The sequence below is a fragment of the Aquabacter sp. genome (assembly GCF_965279295.1).
Classification (GTDB): Bacteria; Pseudomonadota; Alphaproteobacteria; order Rhizobiales; family Xanthobacteraceae; genus Aquabacter.
This window is the reverse complement of record NZ_CBDIHQ010000013.1, coordinates 433,234-448,404: the sequence shown is the minus strand read 5'-3', so window position 1 is coordinate 448,404 and position 15,171 is coordinate 433,234. Positions and strand designations below refer to the sequence as shown.

Sequence of the window (15,171 nt, the reverse complement as noted above, 5' to 3'; positions counted from 1 at the left end):
ATTTTGACGAAAGCGAGGATATGGCCGGCTTTTCCGCAGCGGATCAGTCCGGCAAGGTGGAATCGAGCGTTTCACGGGCGCGATCCCTTCGCTCCTGCAGCAGAAGGTAGATGCCTGAAACCACCACGATGCTCGCCCCCGCCAAGGTCCAGTGGCTCGGCACATCGTTGAACAGCAACCAGCCAAGCAGGACCATTCCCAGGATCTGGACATAGATGAACGGCGCCAGCGTCGCGGCGGGCGCCCGCGCATGGGCGAGAATCAGCATGAAATGGCCCGTGCCGGCCACCGCGCCCAACTCCAGCATGGCGGCATAGACGATGGGTTCCTGCGGCGTCTGCCATACGAAGGGCAGCGGGAGAGTCGCGACGACGGAGCCGACGAGGGACGAATAGAACAGCGTGGTGGGCGTCGGATCGTACCGCGCCAGCATGCGGGTGGTGATGCCGTAGAGCGCATAGGTGATCGCCGCACCAAGCGAGAGCAAAGCGGCGGGGTGGATGCCCTCGCCCGGTTGGGCAACCAGAAGAATGCCGGCAAAGCCCACCATGATCGCCACCCAGCGTTTCGTGCCCACCCATTCCCCCAACATCGGCCCGGCGAACAGGGCGACGAAGAATGGCGCGGAGAACATGATGGAGACGGTCTGGTCCAATTGCAGGAACTGGAGCGCGAAGAAATTCAGCGCGGTGGTGGCGAATAGGAGGCCCGAGCGGATGATCTGCAGGCCGGGGCGGCGGGTCCGCAGCAAGCCCGGAACTGTCCACGGATTGAAGACAATGAGCGACAGGACGAGGTGGATGACGTAGCGCGCCCACACGATCATGAACACGCTGGTGTGGCCGGAAAGCCATTTCGCCGTCGCGTCCGTGACGGCAAAGCTGCTGACAGCGCAGCACATCAGGGCGATGCCGGCCATGGTCGAGCCGCTCTTGAAGGGCGGCGGACTGGAACCGGGATCGGCGGGCGCCCCACCGGGGTCAGCGGAAGGGCGCATGGCGTCTCAATAGGTTGCGCGACCGCCGGAGAGGTCGAAGACCGCGCCGGTGGTGAAGGAGCAGTCGGCCGATGCGGCGAAGGCGACGGTGGCGGCCACCTCTTCCACCTTTACGAAACGACCACGGGGGATTTTCGCGAGCATGTAGCCGATATGCTCCGGCGTCATCTGGTCGAAGATGGCGGTCTTGGCGGCGGCGGGGGTGATGCAATTCACGGCGATATCGTATTCCGCCAGTTCCTTGCCCAGTGATTTGGTCAAAGCGATCACCCCTGCCTTGGATGCGGAATAGGCCGAGGCATTGGGATTGCCTTCCTTGCCGGCGATGGATGCGACATTGACGATGCGCCCGTAATTCTGCGCGATCATGGTCGGCACCACCGCCCGGCAACAGTTGAACGGTCCAGTGAGATTGACGGCCAGCACCTGCGCCCAGGCATCCGGTGGATAGTCCCATACCTTGGCATTGGGGCCGGAAATGCCGGCATTGTTGACCAATATGTCGATGCGCCCCAGCGCCGCGAGGGTCTCCTTCACGGCCCGCTCCACCTCATCCAGCGAGGTCACGTCGACTTCGACGGGGATAACCCGGTCGAGCCCGAGTTGGCCGGCCACCCTGTGGGCCAGATCCGCGTCACGGTCCCAAATGGCGACCCTGGCACCGGAGCCGAGGAACCGCTCGACAATGGCCAAGCCGATGCCCTGCGCGCCACCGGTAATGACGGCACAGCGATCTTCGAGATTGATGGCGTTTGGCATGGATTTCCCTGGGATGCGGCCGTGTTGGGGTGCCCGGCCTTAATCGATTAGATGGGATACCGCGACCGCGCGCGGGCGGGAAGGCTTTAGTTTCGCATATGGCAGAGCCGCGCTCATGCGTCGGGCGCGGGGCATCGGGAGCTCCGAGCGCGGCCTGGATGCTTAAAGCACCACCACGCCGCGATGCTTCGCCTCGCCATCCGGCTCGACATGGATGGTGATGATCATGTCTTCCATGTCCGCTTCGAACGCCTGCTCGATCCGATCGCAGATCTCGTGTGCGTCGGCGACGCTCATGTCGCCCGGCACCACCAGGTGGAACTCCACGAAAGTCATGCGCCCGGCGTGACGGGTACGCAGATCATGGGCCTCAATGGCGCCGGCGGCGTGGATCGAGACCAATTCCTTGATACGCGCCACGACATTGGCCGGGGGCGCCTCGTCCATGAGGCCGCCCACCGATTCGCGCATCAGGCTCCAGCCGGTCCAAAGAATGTTGAGGGCGACTGCGCCGGCCAGCACCGCGTCGAGTTGGGGCCATCCAACAATCGGCACGAGGACGAAGCCTGCCAGCACCCCGACCGAGGTCACCACATCTGTCATCAGGTGTCGGCCGTCCGCCACAAGGGCGGGCGAGCGCCACTTGCGGCCGAACCGAATCAGCACCGTGCACCATGCGGCGTTGATGACGGTCGCTGCGCCATTGAGCATGACGCCCTGGAGCAGTTGTTCGGGAAGGCGCGGGTTGAGGAAGCCGATATAGGCCTCCCGCATGATCGAGCCTGACGCCAGAACGATCAGCACCCCCTCGACCACGGCGGAAATATATTCCGCCTTGTGGTGTCCATAGGGGTGGTTGTCGTCCGCGGGCCGCGCGCTGATGCGCAGCGCCAGCAGGGCGCCGAGTGACGCGGCGATATTGATGATGCTTTCCAGCGCATCGGACAGCAGCGCCACGGAACCCGTGACCCACCAGGCGGCGCCCTTGAGGGCGAAAACCACGAGGCCGATCACCACGCTGCCAGCGGCAACCCAGAGCGCGCGCGTCATTCTGGCCTTGCTCCCTGGTGCCTCGCTGCGGATGGCGCCTGCCTATCGACTCTTTCGCTGCACTGCAACTTTGGAAACTTATCGTGCCTCTGCGACGCCGCCTGCGAGTTCATTGGGGAGGGCGTAGGCCCATTGGGTGATATTGCCGGCGCCGAGGCAGATCACATAGTCGCCGGGCTTTGCGAGGCCAGCGACCAGACCGGCGAGGGCTTCCGGCCCCTCCAAAGCCGTCACGCTGCGGTGGCCGCGCGCGCGCAGGCCCTGGACCAGATGGTCGCGGTCGGCGCCGGCGATGGGCGCCTCGCCTGCTGCATAGACCGGGGCGACGATGACGTGATCGGCGTCGTTGAAGCAGGTGGAGAAATCGTCGAACAGCGAAGCAAGGCGGCTGTAGCGGTGCGGCTGCACCACGGCGATCACCTGCCCCTCGCTGGCGGCGCGGGCGGCGCGCAGCACGGCGGCGATTTCAACCGGATGGTGCCCGTAATCATCGAAGATGGTGACGCCGTTCCATTCCCCGGTGCGGGTGAACCGGCGCTTCACGCCGCCGAACTGAGCGATGGCCTCGACGATACGCGCGTCCGATACGCCCAGCTCATGGGCGACTGCGATAGCGGCGGTGGCATTGAGGGCGTTGTGCTTGCCCGGCATCGGCAGGCGCAGCCCGTCGATGCGGCGGGTGGTTTCCCCGGCACGGTCGCGGAACACCACGTTGAACTTGGTGATGCCGCCCTTCAGGTCGACGTCGACCAGGCGCACGTCGGCCTGCGGGTTCTCCCCATAGGTGATGATGCGCCGGTCCTCGATCCGCCCGACCAGGGCCTGCACCACCGGATGGTCGATGCACATCACGGCGAAACCGTAGAACGGCACGTTCTCCACGAACGCCTTGAAGGCGTCCTGCACCCTGTCGAAGGTCTTGAAATGGTCGAGATGCTCGGGGTCGATGTTGGTGACGATCGCCACTTCCGCTGGCAGCTTCAGGAAGGTGCCGTCGCTTTCGTCGGCCTCCACCACCATCCAGTCGCCATCGCCCAGGCGCGCGTTTGTGCCGTAAGCATTGATGATGCCGCCGTTTATGACCGTGGGGTCCATGGAGCCGGCGTCAAGCAGTGTCGCCACCAGCGAGGTCGTGGTGGTCTTGCCGTGGGTGCCGGCGATGGCGACGCAGCTTTTCAGGCGCATCAGTTCGGCCAGCATCTCGGCGCGTCGCACCACCGGCAGGCGGCGGGCGCGGGCGGCTAGAAGCTCGGGATTGTCGCGCTTGATGGCGGAAGAGACCACCACCACGTCCGCCGCGTCCACGTTGGTGGCGTTGTGGCCCACCGTGACGGCGATGCCCTTCTCACGCAGGCGTTTGACGTTGGCGCTCTCGGCCACGTCCGAACCCTGCACCTGATATCCAAGATTGTGCAGCACCTCGGCGATGCCGCTCATGCCGATGCCGCCGATGCCGACGAAGTGGATGGAGCCCAGGGCCAGGGGGAGCTTCATGTCTTATGACTTTCCTTCGAGCGACACCGCCTGCGCCCCCCGCGCAAGGCGCTCAACCACATCCGCCAGCCGGTCGGCAGCGTCGAGCGCGCCGGCGCTTCTCGCCGCTCGCGCCATTTCCGTCAATGGCTGGGAGCTGGCCGCAAGGCGGGTGAGTTCGCCTGCGAGGCGTTCGGGCGTGAAGGCGCCTTGGGGGAGAAGCAGGGCGGCGCCGAGCTTTTCAAGGGATTTGGCGTTGGCGGCCTGATCCTGATCCAGTGCATGCGGCAGCGGCACCAATATGGAGGGGCGGCCGATCGCGGCAAGCTCGGCCACGGTGGAGGCACCGGAGCGGGAAATGACCAGATGCGCGGCCGCCATGCGTGCCGGCAAGTCTGTGAAGAATGGCGCGATCTCGGCGGCGACACCGGCTGCGTCATACGCAGCGCTCACCCGCGAGAGGTCTTCCTCGCGGGCCTGCTGGACGACAAACAAACGACTCCGCACGGCAGAATCGAGCAACGCAACGGCGGGCGGCACGATGTCCGACATGACGCGCGCACCCTGGCTGCCGCCAAATACGAGAAGATTGAACCGCGCCTTCAACGCCGGAAAAGGCAAGGCGGCGGCCGAGATTACCGCGGGGCGCAGGGGATTTCCGGTCCACACCGCCTTTTCAGCCAGCGCGGGTTCGCCCGCGCATACGCCAGGAAACCCGGTTGCGATGGCGGTGACGCGTGGCGCCAGCATGCGGTTGGCGCGGCCCATCACGCCGTTGGCTTCGTGGATCAGCGTCGGAACGCCGGAAAAGCGCGCAGCCAGAACCGGGGGTAGCGTCGGATAGCCGCCGAAACCCACGACCACGGCCGGCTTCAGCCGTCGCATCAGCGCCAGCCCGGAGAGAAAGCCGGCAGAGAGGGTCAGGGCGGTCTTCGCCAGGGCAATCGGCGATCGGCCCTGGATGGTCGCCGCCGGCAGAACGTGAAGCTCGCCCGCCAAGAAGGCGCCGGCATAGCGCGCGGCGCGGGAATCGGTGACGAGGTCCACGCGGAAGCCGCGCGTCACGAGTACGGCTGCCAATGCCTCGGCGGGAAACAGATGCCCGCCCGTGCCGCCGGCCGCGAGCAGCACCAGCGGTGCGCTCATGTGGCGCCTGCGATGCCGGAGTTGGCGCGCGGATCGGCGGGGGGATCGCTGAGGGCGGCCAGTGCGGCCGCGCCGGGCCGGCGCCGCGAGAGCGCAAGCAGCATGCCCATGCCGAACGCCAGCGAGATCAGCGAGGAGCCGCCGTATGAAATGAACGGCAGCGTCATGCCTTTCGCGGGCATCAGGTGCACGTTCACCATCATGTTGATGGAGGCCTGGAGGCCGAATAGCAGCGCAAGGCCGGTGGCGGCGAAGCGGGCGAACGGGTCCTGCTCGTCGAGTGCGCGGGTCAGGCTTCGGATGATGATGAAGGCGAACAGGCAGAGCAGGATCAGGCACAGGATGATGCCGAATTCTTCTGCCGCTACTGCGAATACGAAGTCGGTGTGGCCGTCGGGCAGGATGCGTTTCACCGTGCCCTCGCCCGGCCCTTGGCCGAACCAGCCGCCATGGCGGAAGCTCTCAAGCGCCGTATCGATCTGGTAGGTGTCGCCGGAAGCCGGATCGAGGAAGCGGTCGATGCGCTTCTTTACATGCGGCACGACCTGATAGGCCAGCAAGGCACCGCCGCCGGCGAAGCCGATCAGGCCCACCATCCAGATCCAGCGCAGGCCGGCGAGGAAGAACAGGGTGCCCCACACCAGGGTCAGCAGCATGGTCTGGCCAAAGTCCGGCTGTAGCACGAGGGGCAGCATCACCGACGCGAGCAGGCCAATGGCGAGAAGCTGCGCCGGCATTTCGGGACGCTTGCCGCTTTCCGCGAACAGCCATGCCGCCAGCACGACGAAGGCCGGTTTGATGAATTCCGAGGGCTGAATGGTGATGCCGGCGATCATCAGCCAGCGCCGAGCGCCCTTCACCTCGGGGCCGATCACCAAAGTGGCGCACAGCAGGGCGAGAAATACCAGGAACACCACCACGCAGACGCGGCGGATGGTGCGCGGCGATAGAAAAGAGGTGAACAGCATCACAGCCGTCGCCGGAACCAGGAACAGCACCTGACGCTGCACGAAGTGGAATGGATCGGGGATGCCGAGACGCGCGGCGATCGGCGGACTGGCCGCGAGGCACAGCACGATGCCGATGGTCATCAGCACGAACAGGGTGCCGAGCAGCAGGCGGTCCACCGTCCACCACCATTCGCTGAGCACGGTGCGATCGGCGCGCGACATCATGGGGCGAGAACTCCGGGGGGTGTTGGGACGCTTCTCGGCAGAATGGGCCAGCTTGGTTGACGTGGGATTAAAGACGCGGGCTCACGCGCATCCACCCCACCCATCCAAGTCAGGCATTAAGGTTGGCTTTGGTCCGCGCAAGGCTCTAAAGCGGCGCGATGACGACCGATCCGACAAATACCTCAGGTTTTCCAGACCTCGTCCCCGATCTTGCCGCCGCCCTACCCGGCCTGCGCGGACGGCTGGTGGCGAATGCGCCTCTCGCGGGGTTCACATGGTTCCGTGTGGGTGGCCCGGCGCAGGTGCTGTTCGAGCCGGCGGACGAGGCGGATCTTTCCTATGCCATGGCCGGTATCCCCGCCGACCTGCCGGTGATGGTGATCGGCCTCGGTTCCAACCTCATCATCCGTGATGGCGGCGTGCCGGGAATGGTGGTGCGGCTTGGAAAGGGATTCGGCGCGATCACCGTGGAGGGCACGCGCATTCACGCGGGCGCGGGCGCGCCGGATGTGAAAGTGGCGCGGGCGGCGGTGGATGCGGGACTGAAGGGCCTCGCCTTCTTGCGCGGCATTCCCGGCGCGATCGGCGGCGCGCTGCGGATGAATGGCGGGGCCTATGGCGGCGAGGTCAAGGACGCCCTGGTCTCTTGCCGGGCGGTGGCGCGCGACGGCACGGTGCATGACCTTTCCAATGCCGACATGGGCTTCACCTACCGCCATTGTCATGCGCCGGAAGACTTCATCTTCACCCAGGCTCTGTTCCAGGGCGAAAACGGCGACCCAGCCGAGATCGCCGCCGAGATGGAGCGGATCACCTCTTCTCGGGAAGCGACACAGCCCATCAAAAGCCGCACCGGCGGTTCCACTTTCACCAATCCGCCCGAAGGCAAAGCCTGGCAATTGGTGGATGCGGCGGGGTGCCGGGGGCTGACGATCGGCAAGGCGCAGGTTTCCGAAATGCACACCAATTTTCTCATCAATCTCGGCGGCGCCACCGCAGCGGAGATCGAGGGGCTCGGCGAAGAGGTGCGCCGGCGGGTGCTGGAGACGTCGGGTGTTTCGCTGCAGTGGGAAATCAAGCGCATCGGCGTGCCGTTGTCGGCGGGTGAAGCTGCCGCTTAGGAAATTGCAAACGCTGTGTGGCGTTTAATGGTTCGCGCTTCCAGACGCCCTCACAGGACAATTTCATGCCGAAACACGTTGCGGTGCTTATGGGCGGCTGGTCCGCCGAGCGAGAGGTCTCTTTGCGCTCGGGCGAAGGGTGCGCCCTCGCCCTGGAAGGCGCCGGTTATCGCGTCACGCGGGTGGATGTGGGGCGTGATATCGCCGAGGTCCTCATGCGGCTGAGGCCGGATGTGGCATTGAATGCCCTGCATGGAACGCCTGGCGAAGACGGCATCATCCAGGGCCTCCTGGAGATCCTGCGCATCCCCTATTCCCACTCAGGGGTTTTGGCCTCCGCTCTCGGCATGGACAAGGCGCAGGCCAAGGTGGTGCTGGCGGCGGCCGGCGTGCCGGTAGCGGCGGGCTTCGTGGTGTCCCGCGCGGACGCAGCCAAGGGCCATGTGATGGAGCCGCCCTATGTGCTGAAGCCCGTGGCCGAGGGGTCCAGCGTCGGCGTCTTCATCGTGCGCGAGGACCAGACCCATCCGCCGCAGGAGCTGCACCGTGACGACTGGAACCACGGCGAATCACTGCTGGCGGAAAAATTCATTCCCGGCCTGGAGCTGACTTGCGCGGTGATTCGGGGTGAGGCATCCGCCGTCACCGAAATCGAGGCGACCCAGGCTTTTTACGATTACGAATCTAAATATGCGAAGGGCGGCTCAAAGCACATTCTTCCTGCCCGTATTTTACCCGAAGTTTACCAACAGGTGCGGATACTTACGGTGACGGCGCATAGGGCGCTCGGATGCCGGGGCATTTCCCGTGCTGACTTCCGATACGACGATCGAGCCGGGGATGCATCCGGCCTCGTCTGCCTCGAAGTCAACACGCACCCTGGGATGACCGAGACCTCTCTGGTGCCTGAACTGGCCGCCCATGCGGGCATATCGTTCGGCGAGCTTGTGACATGGATGGTGGAGGACGCATCGCTGGACCGTTGAGGGCCCCCAGGCCCGGTCAGGGCCAGCCACAGCAGCAACCCCGGCGCAAGCCCGTGCCCATGCGCGAGCCTGCCCCGGCAAGCCGAACGGCGCTGTTCCTGCGGCGCCTGACGGTGCGGCTCGGGGCCTCGCGCATCGGCCGGCGCGGCGCCAGCTTGCTGGCGATCGCGGTGATCGGCGGCTTCGGTATCTACGGCATGGTGCTGGGCGGGCACATGGAGGAGGCCGAGGGGGTTCTGGTGGACCTGGGAGACGTCGCGGGTAACGTGGCGGGCTTCAAGGTGCGGCAGGTCAATCTATCCGGACAGAACCATGTCACGCCGCCGGAAATCCTCGCCGCCGCCGGCATCAAGCCCACCACCTCAATTCTTTTCGTCGATGCCGACGCGACCCGCGCCCGGCTCGAATCCATGCCCTGGATCGCCAGCGCCAGTGTGCGCAAGCTCTATCCGGATCGCATCGACATTTCGGTGGTGGAGCGCGAGGCTTATGCGCTCTGGCAGTTCAATGGCCAGATCCAGGTGATCGCCCGCGACGGCATGCCGATCGCCCCTTATTCCGACGATTCGCGCTATGTGAACCTGCCCATCGTCGTCGGCGAGGGCGCGCAGAAGCAGGTCGGCGAAATCGTCGAGGCACTCGGCCGCGTGCCGACCCTGCGCGATCAGGTGCGTGCGGCGATCCTGGTGGCGGACCGGCGCTGGACACTGAAGTTGCGGAACGGCATCGACGTGCGCCTTCCCGAAGAGGGGGTGAACGAAGCCCTTCTTGAACTCGCGGATCTCGACCGCGAGAAGAAACTGCTCTCGCGCGACATTTCCATTGTCGATCTCAGATTGCCCGACCGTGTCGTGGTGCGCCTTTCGGACACCGCCTACGACGCACGGGTGCAGGTGCTGAAGGCCAAGGCCAAAGCCAAAAAGGGAGGGGCCGCGTGAGGCACCGGCTCACTCAGGGGTTCGCCCCAAAGATGCGCCCGATTCCGCCCAAGAAGAGCGGGATCATCGCGGTGCTAGACATCGGCACCAGCAAGATCGTGTGCGCCATCGCCCGGCTGAAGCCGCGCGGCGCTTCGGACGTGCTGCACCGGCGCACCCATTCCATCGACGTGCTCGGCATCGGCCACACGCGCGCCCACGGCGTGAAGGGCGGCGCGGTGGTGGACATGGCCCGCGCCGAGCTTGCGGTGCGCCAGGCGGTGGACATGGCGGAGCGTGCCGCAGGGGTTCAGATCGCCTCGGTGATCGTCGGCGTGTCCGGCGCGCGGCTCGCTTCCCAGCATTATGAGGCGGCGGTGCGGCTCACCGCGCCGGCCGTCGAGGAATTCGACATCCGCCGCGTGCTGGAAGCCGCCTCCACCTATGCGGTGGGCGATGGCCGCGCCGTAATGCATGCGCTGCCGGTGGGCTATTCCCTGGACGGACGGCGCGGCATCGGCGAGCCGTGCGGCATGCTCGGGAAAGAGCTTGGCGTCGACATGCATGTGGTGACGGGCGACCTCACCTCGCTGAAGAACCTGGTGTTGTGCGTGGAACGCTGCCATCTCGGCATCGAGGCCATGGTCAGCGCCCCCTATGCGGCGGCGCTCTCCTCGCTCACCGATGATGAGATGGAACTGGGCGTCACCCTCATCGACATGGGCGCGGGCACCACCACCTTCTCGGTCGTTTCCGGCGGCCATTGCATGTATGTGGACGGCATCGCGCTGGGCGGCCAGCACATCACCAACGACATGGCGCGCGGCCTACCCGCCCGCCTCGCCGACGCCGAGCGACTCAAGGCGCTGCACGGCGCAGTCGTCGCGGTGTCCTCGGACGACCACGACATGCTGACCATCCCCGCCTTGTCGGGAGACGACCGGGACCAGCACAACATGGTTCCGAAATCCCGCCTCGTGACGATCGTAAAGCCACGGGCGGAGGAGATCGTCGAATTGATTCGCGATCGCCTCAAGGCCTCGGGCCATGCGGGCGATGCTGGCCGCCGCCTCGTTCTTACGGGGGGTGCGGCACAATTGCAGGGATTGCCGGATCTGATGGCCCGGGTGATCGGGCCGCAGGTGCGGATCGGACGGCCGCTCGGGGTGTCCCGGCTGCCGGAGGCCGCGCGGGGCGCTGCGTTCGCGGTTGCCGCCGGACTGCTGGTCTACCCGCAGGTGGCCGGGCTCGAACATTTCGAGCCGCGTCGCCGCCAAGCGGTCGGCGCGGAGAACGGAACATATTTCGGCCGCGTCGGACGCTGGTTGAAGGATAGTTTTTAGAGATGGTTAACCCAGTTCAGGCTTAACTCATCTTCAAGCCTCGGATTCGGACGACGGCACGGCGCTTCGGGCGCTACGGAGTGAGAACATGTCGATCAACCTTCAGATGCCCGACATTCGGGAGTTGCGGCCCAGGATCACCGTTTTCGGTTGCGGTGGTGCCGGCGGGAACGCCGTTAACAACATGATCACCGCCGGCTTGTCCGGTGTGGAGTTCGTGGTTGCGAACACGGACGCACAGGCGCTTTCGCTCTCCAAGGCCGAACGCCTGGTGCAGATGGGCGTTGCCGTCACCGAAGGTCTCGGCGCCGGTTCGCAGCCTGAAGTCGGGCGCGCCGCCGCCGAGGAAGTCCTCGACGAAATTCGCGACCATCTTTCCGGTTCGCACATGGTGTTCATCACCGCCGGCATGGGCGGCGGCACCGGTACGGGCGCCGCACCTGTCGTTGCCCGCGCGGCCCGCGAACTGGGCATCCTCACGGTGGGCGTGGTGACCAAGCCCTTCCACTTCGAGGGCCAGCGCCGCATGCGCGTCGCCGAGCACGGCATCAATGAATTGCAGAAGACGGTCGACACCCTGATCGTCATCCCGAATCAGAACCTGTTCCGGGTCGCCAACGAGAAGACCACGTTCGCCGACGCCTTCGCGATGGCCGATCAGGTGCTCTATTCCGGCGTTGCCTGCATCACCGACCTGATGGTGAAGGAAGGACTCATCAACCTCGACTTCGCCGACGTGCGCGCCGTGATGCGCGACATGGGCAAGGCGATGATGGGCACCGGCGAGGCGTCCGGCGACAAGCGCGCCATCCAGGCGGCTGAAGCGGCAATTGCCAACCCGCTGCTGGACGAGACCTCCATGCGCGGCGCCGGCGGCCTGCTGATCTCGATCACCGGCGGCGAGGACATGACGCTGTTCGAGGTGGACGAGGCGGCGACCCGCATCCGCGAGGAAGTGGACCCCGACGCCAACATCATTCTCGGCGCCACCTTCGACAAGTCGCTGGACGGCATCATCCGCGTGTCGGTTGTCGCCACCGGCATCGATCCGGCTGTGGTCCCCGAGCAGATCCAGCACAATACCGACCGTTTGCCGGACCTCCAGGGCCGCAAGATGTCGAACGCCGGCCGTGTCGCCGTGGAGCAGGCCCGCGAGGCCCAGATCCGCAGCGCGGTGGCCGCGATTTCGGCGGAAGACCTGATGTCGCTGGAAATGCCCACCCAGTCCCGAGCGCCGCAGCCCGCGCCGGCCCCTGCGCCGCAGCAGTCGGTGGCGATTGACGAGGTGACGATCCGCGCCGCGACCCCCAAGCCGTCCTTCTTCTCCGAGCCCGAGCAGCCGACCCAGTCGGCCCCCGTGCATCAGGAAGACGAGTTCGCGCCCTATATCCCGCCCCAGGCGCAGCGCCCGCGCACCCAGCGCATGCCGCGCGTGGACGAACTCCCGATGCCCGCCCAGAATCAGATCCGTGCTCAGCGTGGAGAGCCTGTGGTCGAGCAGAAGAAGATGACGCTGCTGCAGCGTCTCGCGAATGTGGGAATGGGACGCCACACGGAAGAGGCCGAGCCCGCGCCCCGCGCGAGCCAGCCGACGATGCGTTCGCCTGCACCGCCTGCCGCCCGCCCTGCGGCGCGCGCCGAGCCGGTGTCGGAGTTCGCCAAGCGTCCCCCGGCGCGTCCCGCTGCTGAGGTTCCGACCCGCCAGCCGACTCACCCGGGGCATGAGGAAGACCAGCTCGAAATCCCGGCCTTCCTGCGTCGCCAGGCGAACTGATTAACCCTGCTGCATGTAACATTGGCTTACACCCCGAACTCAGTTCGGGGTGTAAGCATTTGATAAGAAACAGAAAATTAAGATCGAGCCTCGGTAACAGGCGGTAAGCAAGCGTGATTTGGCGCAGCGCAGCAAGCCGTCTAGGTTCTCGCTCGAACCTTACACAACCCAGATGTGGCGGAGTTGATCCTGCCTAATCGGCGAAAATGTGTAAGGGGCGTGAAACTTTAGAGGCAGGCGCAAATCAGCCCTCGGGCTTTGAGATGTTCCTGAAGCGGATGGCTTCCGAGATGCAGCAGACAACGCTCGCTGGCAAGATCGCCCTGAGGGGTATTGGCGTCCATGGTGGCGTCGAGGCCAACCTCACGTTCAAGCCTGCGGCTGCTGATACCGGTATCGTCTTCTCCCGCACCTTCGCCGATCAGGCCCCCCGTAGAATCAACGTCTCCCGGCAGTCGGTGCAGGCCACCGACCTTGCGACCGTGCTCGGAGATCGCTCCGGGGCGGTGGTTTCCACAGTTGAGCATGCCCTTTCTGCATTTGCCGGGCTCGGCATCGACAATGCCGAGGTGGAAATCGACGGCCCGGAAGTGCCGATCCTCGACGGCAGCGCCGCGCCCATCGTGGCTGCAGTGGATACGGTGGGTGTCGCCAAGCTGGGTGCGCGTCGCCGCTACCTCAAGGTCCTGAGGACTGTGCGCGTGGAAAACGGCGCCTCCTTCGGCGAACTGACCCCTTATGACGCCGGCCTGCGCCTCGAAGTGGAGATCGAATTCGATCACGCCATGATCGGGCACCAGCGATTCGCGGGGACCCTGACCCCCGATATGTTCCGACGCGATCTGTCCAAGGCTCGCACCTTCGGCTTTCTGCGCGATGTGGAGCGGCTGCGCAGCGCCGGCTACGCCCGTGGCGCCTCGCTGGAAAACACCGTGTGCCTGGATGCAGACGGTATCCTCAATCCCGAGGGTCTGCGCTTCGCTGACGAGTTCGTGCGCCACAAGGCTCTGGACGCGGTGGGTGATCTCGCCCTTGCCGGCCTGCCGCTGCTGGCGCGTTACCGTTCCTTCCGTGGCGGCCACAAGCTGAATTTCCAGGTTGTGGACGCGCTCCTCGCCGACCGTTCGGCCTTCGCCATTGTCGAAGCCCCGGCCCGCAGCCGCCGCGAAGGCGCGGAACTGGCCGTTGGCGCCCCGGTTCTTGCCTTCGCCCCGGAGCGTTGAGGGCGCCTTGCTCCGACGCATCGGTCAAGACTTGCCCGAGCTGGGATATTGCGAGACGACTTCCTTCAGGGCATTTTGAACCGGCTGGCAGCGGCCGGTCCGGAGAAAATGCCTAAGGTGGGGAGCCGGAGCCGCTTATCCCGTTCAAACACCCTCGAAATAAGCGTGTGGCGATTGCGGCCTATTTGCCTTATCGCGACATTTGCCGTCTCTTCACACCTGCGCGCCACAATGCCGTCGGAAAGCGCCGTTAGCCGCGTTCATGGTGGCTTCTTGGCCCGAGGCACTGGCGTTCGCTATGCCGGGGCATGGATGAGGCGCCGGCTTGGAATTGGATCTTCATGTGATGCGCCTTTTCTCTGACGCTGCTTATGTGAGCACCGTGCGCATGCGTGCGCTGGGGCTGCTCGGCGTATTCCTGGTCGCGTGCAGCCTCGCCGGCTGCGCCAGCGATAAGGACGATGTGCTGGCGCCCGATGAGCCGGCGGAGAAAATCTACAATGAGGGCCTCACCCTCATGCGCAAGGGCGAACTGGTCGCCGCCGCCAAGCGTTTCGAGGATCTGGATCGCACGCATCCCTATTCGGAATGGGCCCGCAAGGCGCTCCTCATGGACACCTACGTCTATTACGAGGCCGGCAAATACGACGAGGCGATCGCCGCCGGCAAACGCTATCTGGCGCTACATCCGGGCTCGGCCGATGCGCCTTATGCCACCTATCTCGTTGCGTCGGCCTATTTCGACAATATCCCTGACATCACCCGCGACCAGCGGTCGACACGCCAGGCGCTCGATGCGCTCGACGAGGTGATCCGCAAATATCCCAACACCGAATATGCCGCCTCTGCCAAGAAGAAGGTGGAAGTGGCGCGTGACCAGCTGGCCGGCAAGGAAATGATGATCGGCCGCTATTATCTGGAAAACCGCAACTACACGGGTGCCATCAACCGCTTCAAGGTTGTGGTGACACAATACCAGACGACCCGCCAGGTCGAGGAGGCGCTGTTCCGCCTCACAGAGGCCTATATGGCGCTCGGCATCGTCAGCGAGGCGCAGACCGCGGCGGCTGTGCTCGGCTACAATTTCCCCGACAGCCCTTGGTACAAGGACGCCTACCGGCTGGTGCAGCAGGGCGGCGGCGAGCCGAAGGAAAACAAGGGCTCCTGGATCAGCCAGGCGTTCAAGAAACTCGGGCTCGGCTGACAT

The 15,171-nt window shown here is 65.3% G+C and carries 13 protein-coding genes; 7 read left to right on the top strand and 6 right to left on the bottom strand.

The window, feature by feature from the left end:
• Positions 1–43 precede the first annotated feature (43 nt).
• From ADADO0_RS08955 to ftsW, 6 genes are all read right to left on the bottom strand, one after another.
• Positions 44–997: a DMT family transporter gene (locus ADADO0_RS08955; protein WP_511304778.1), complete on the bottom strand. Its 954-nt coding sequence runs from the start codon at positions 995–997 to the stop codon at positions 44–46.
• 6 nt (positions 998–1,003) lie between these two features.
• Positions 1,004–1,756, bottom strand: a complete 753-nt coding sequence (locus tag ADADO0_RS08950) for an SDR family NAD(P)-dependent oxidoreductase (protein ID WP_511304777.1) — start codon at positions 1,754–1,756, stop codon at positions 1,004–1,006.
• A 162-nt stretch (positions 1,757–1,918) separates the two neighbouring features.
• A complete protein-coding gene (locus ADADO0_RS08945; RefSeq protein ID WP_511304776.1) occupies positions 1,919–2,806 on the bottom strand; it encodes a cation diffusion facilitator family transporter in 888 nt (295 codons plus the stop codon).
• 78 nt (positions 2,807–2,884) lie between these two features.
• Complete coding sequence (murC, locus tag ADADO0_RS08940) at positions 2,885–4,300, bottom strand: UDP-N-acetylmuramate--L-alanine ligase (protein ID WP_511304774.1); 1,416 nt, start codon at positions 4,298–4,300, stop codon at positions 2,885–2,887.
• 3 nt (positions 4,301–4,303) lie between these two features.
• Positions 4,304–5,425 (bottom strand): undecaprenyldiphospho-muramoylpentapeptide beta-N-acetylglucosaminyltransferase, encoded by a 1,122-nt coding sequence (gene murG / locus ADADO0_RS08935; protein WP_511304773.1) that lies wholly within the window; start codon positions 5,423–5,425, stop codon positions 4,304–4,306.
• Complete coding sequence (ftsW, locus tag ADADO0_RS08930; RefSeq protein WP_511304772.1) at positions 5,422–6,600, bottom strand: putative lipid II flippase FtsW; 1,179 nt, start codon at positions 6,598–6,600, stop codon at positions 5,422–5,424. Before ftsW ends, murG begins: the two co-directional genes overlap by 4 nt.
• 158 nt (positions 6,601–6,758) lie before the next feature.
• Between ftsW and murB the strand changes: the two genes are divergently transcribed.
• The 7 genes from murB (at position 6,759) to ADADO0_RS08895 (ending at position 15,168) form a co-directional block, all read left to right on the top strand.
• A complete protein-coding gene (gene murB / locus ADADO0_RS08925; RefSeq protein ID WP_511304771.1) occupies positions 6,759–7,721 on the top strand; it encodes a UDP-N-acetylmuramate dehydrogenase in 963 nt (320 codons plus the stop codon).
• 65 nt (positions 7,722–7,786) lie between these two features.
• On the top strand, positions 7,787–8,707 hold the full coding sequence (locus ADADO0_RS08920; protein ID WP_511304770.1) for a D-alanine--D-alanine ligase: 921 nt from the start codon (positions 7,787–7,789) through the stop codon (positions 8,705–8,707).
• Between the two features lie 59 nt (positions 8,708–8,766).
• Entirely contained in the window at positions 8,767–9,645 is an 879-nt protein-coding gene (locus ADADO0_RS08915) for a cell division protein FtsQ/DivIB (protein ID WP_511304769.1), read from the top strand.
• Positions 9,646–9,677: 32 nt separating this feature from the next.
• A complete protein-coding gene (gene ftsA, locus ADADO0_RS08910) occupies positions 9,678–10,967 on the top strand; it encodes a cell division protein FtsA (protein ID WP_511304768.1) in 1,290 nt (429 codons plus the stop codon).
• Between the two features lie 88 nt (positions 10,968–11,055).
• Entirely contained in the window at positions 11,056–12,741 is a 1,686-nt protein-coding gene (gene ftsZ / locus ADADO0_RS08905; protein ID WP_511304767.1) for a cell division protein FtsZ, read from the top strand.
• A gap of 290 nt (positions 12,742–13,031) precedes the next feature.
• On the top strand, positions 13,032–13,964 hold the full coding sequence (lpxC, locus tag ADADO0_RS08900; protein WP_511304766.1) for a UDP-3-O-acyl-N-acetylglucosamine deacetylase: 933 nt from the start codon (positions 13,032–13,034) through the stop codon (positions 13,962–13,964).
• A gap of 346 nt (positions 13,965–14,310) precedes the next feature.
• A complete protein-coding gene (locus ADADO0_RS08895) occupies positions 14,311–15,168 on the top strand; it encodes an outer membrane protein assembly factor BamD (RefSeq protein ID WP_511304765.1) in 858 nt (285 codons plus the stop codon).
• Positions 15,169–15,171: the final 3 nt, after the last annotated feature.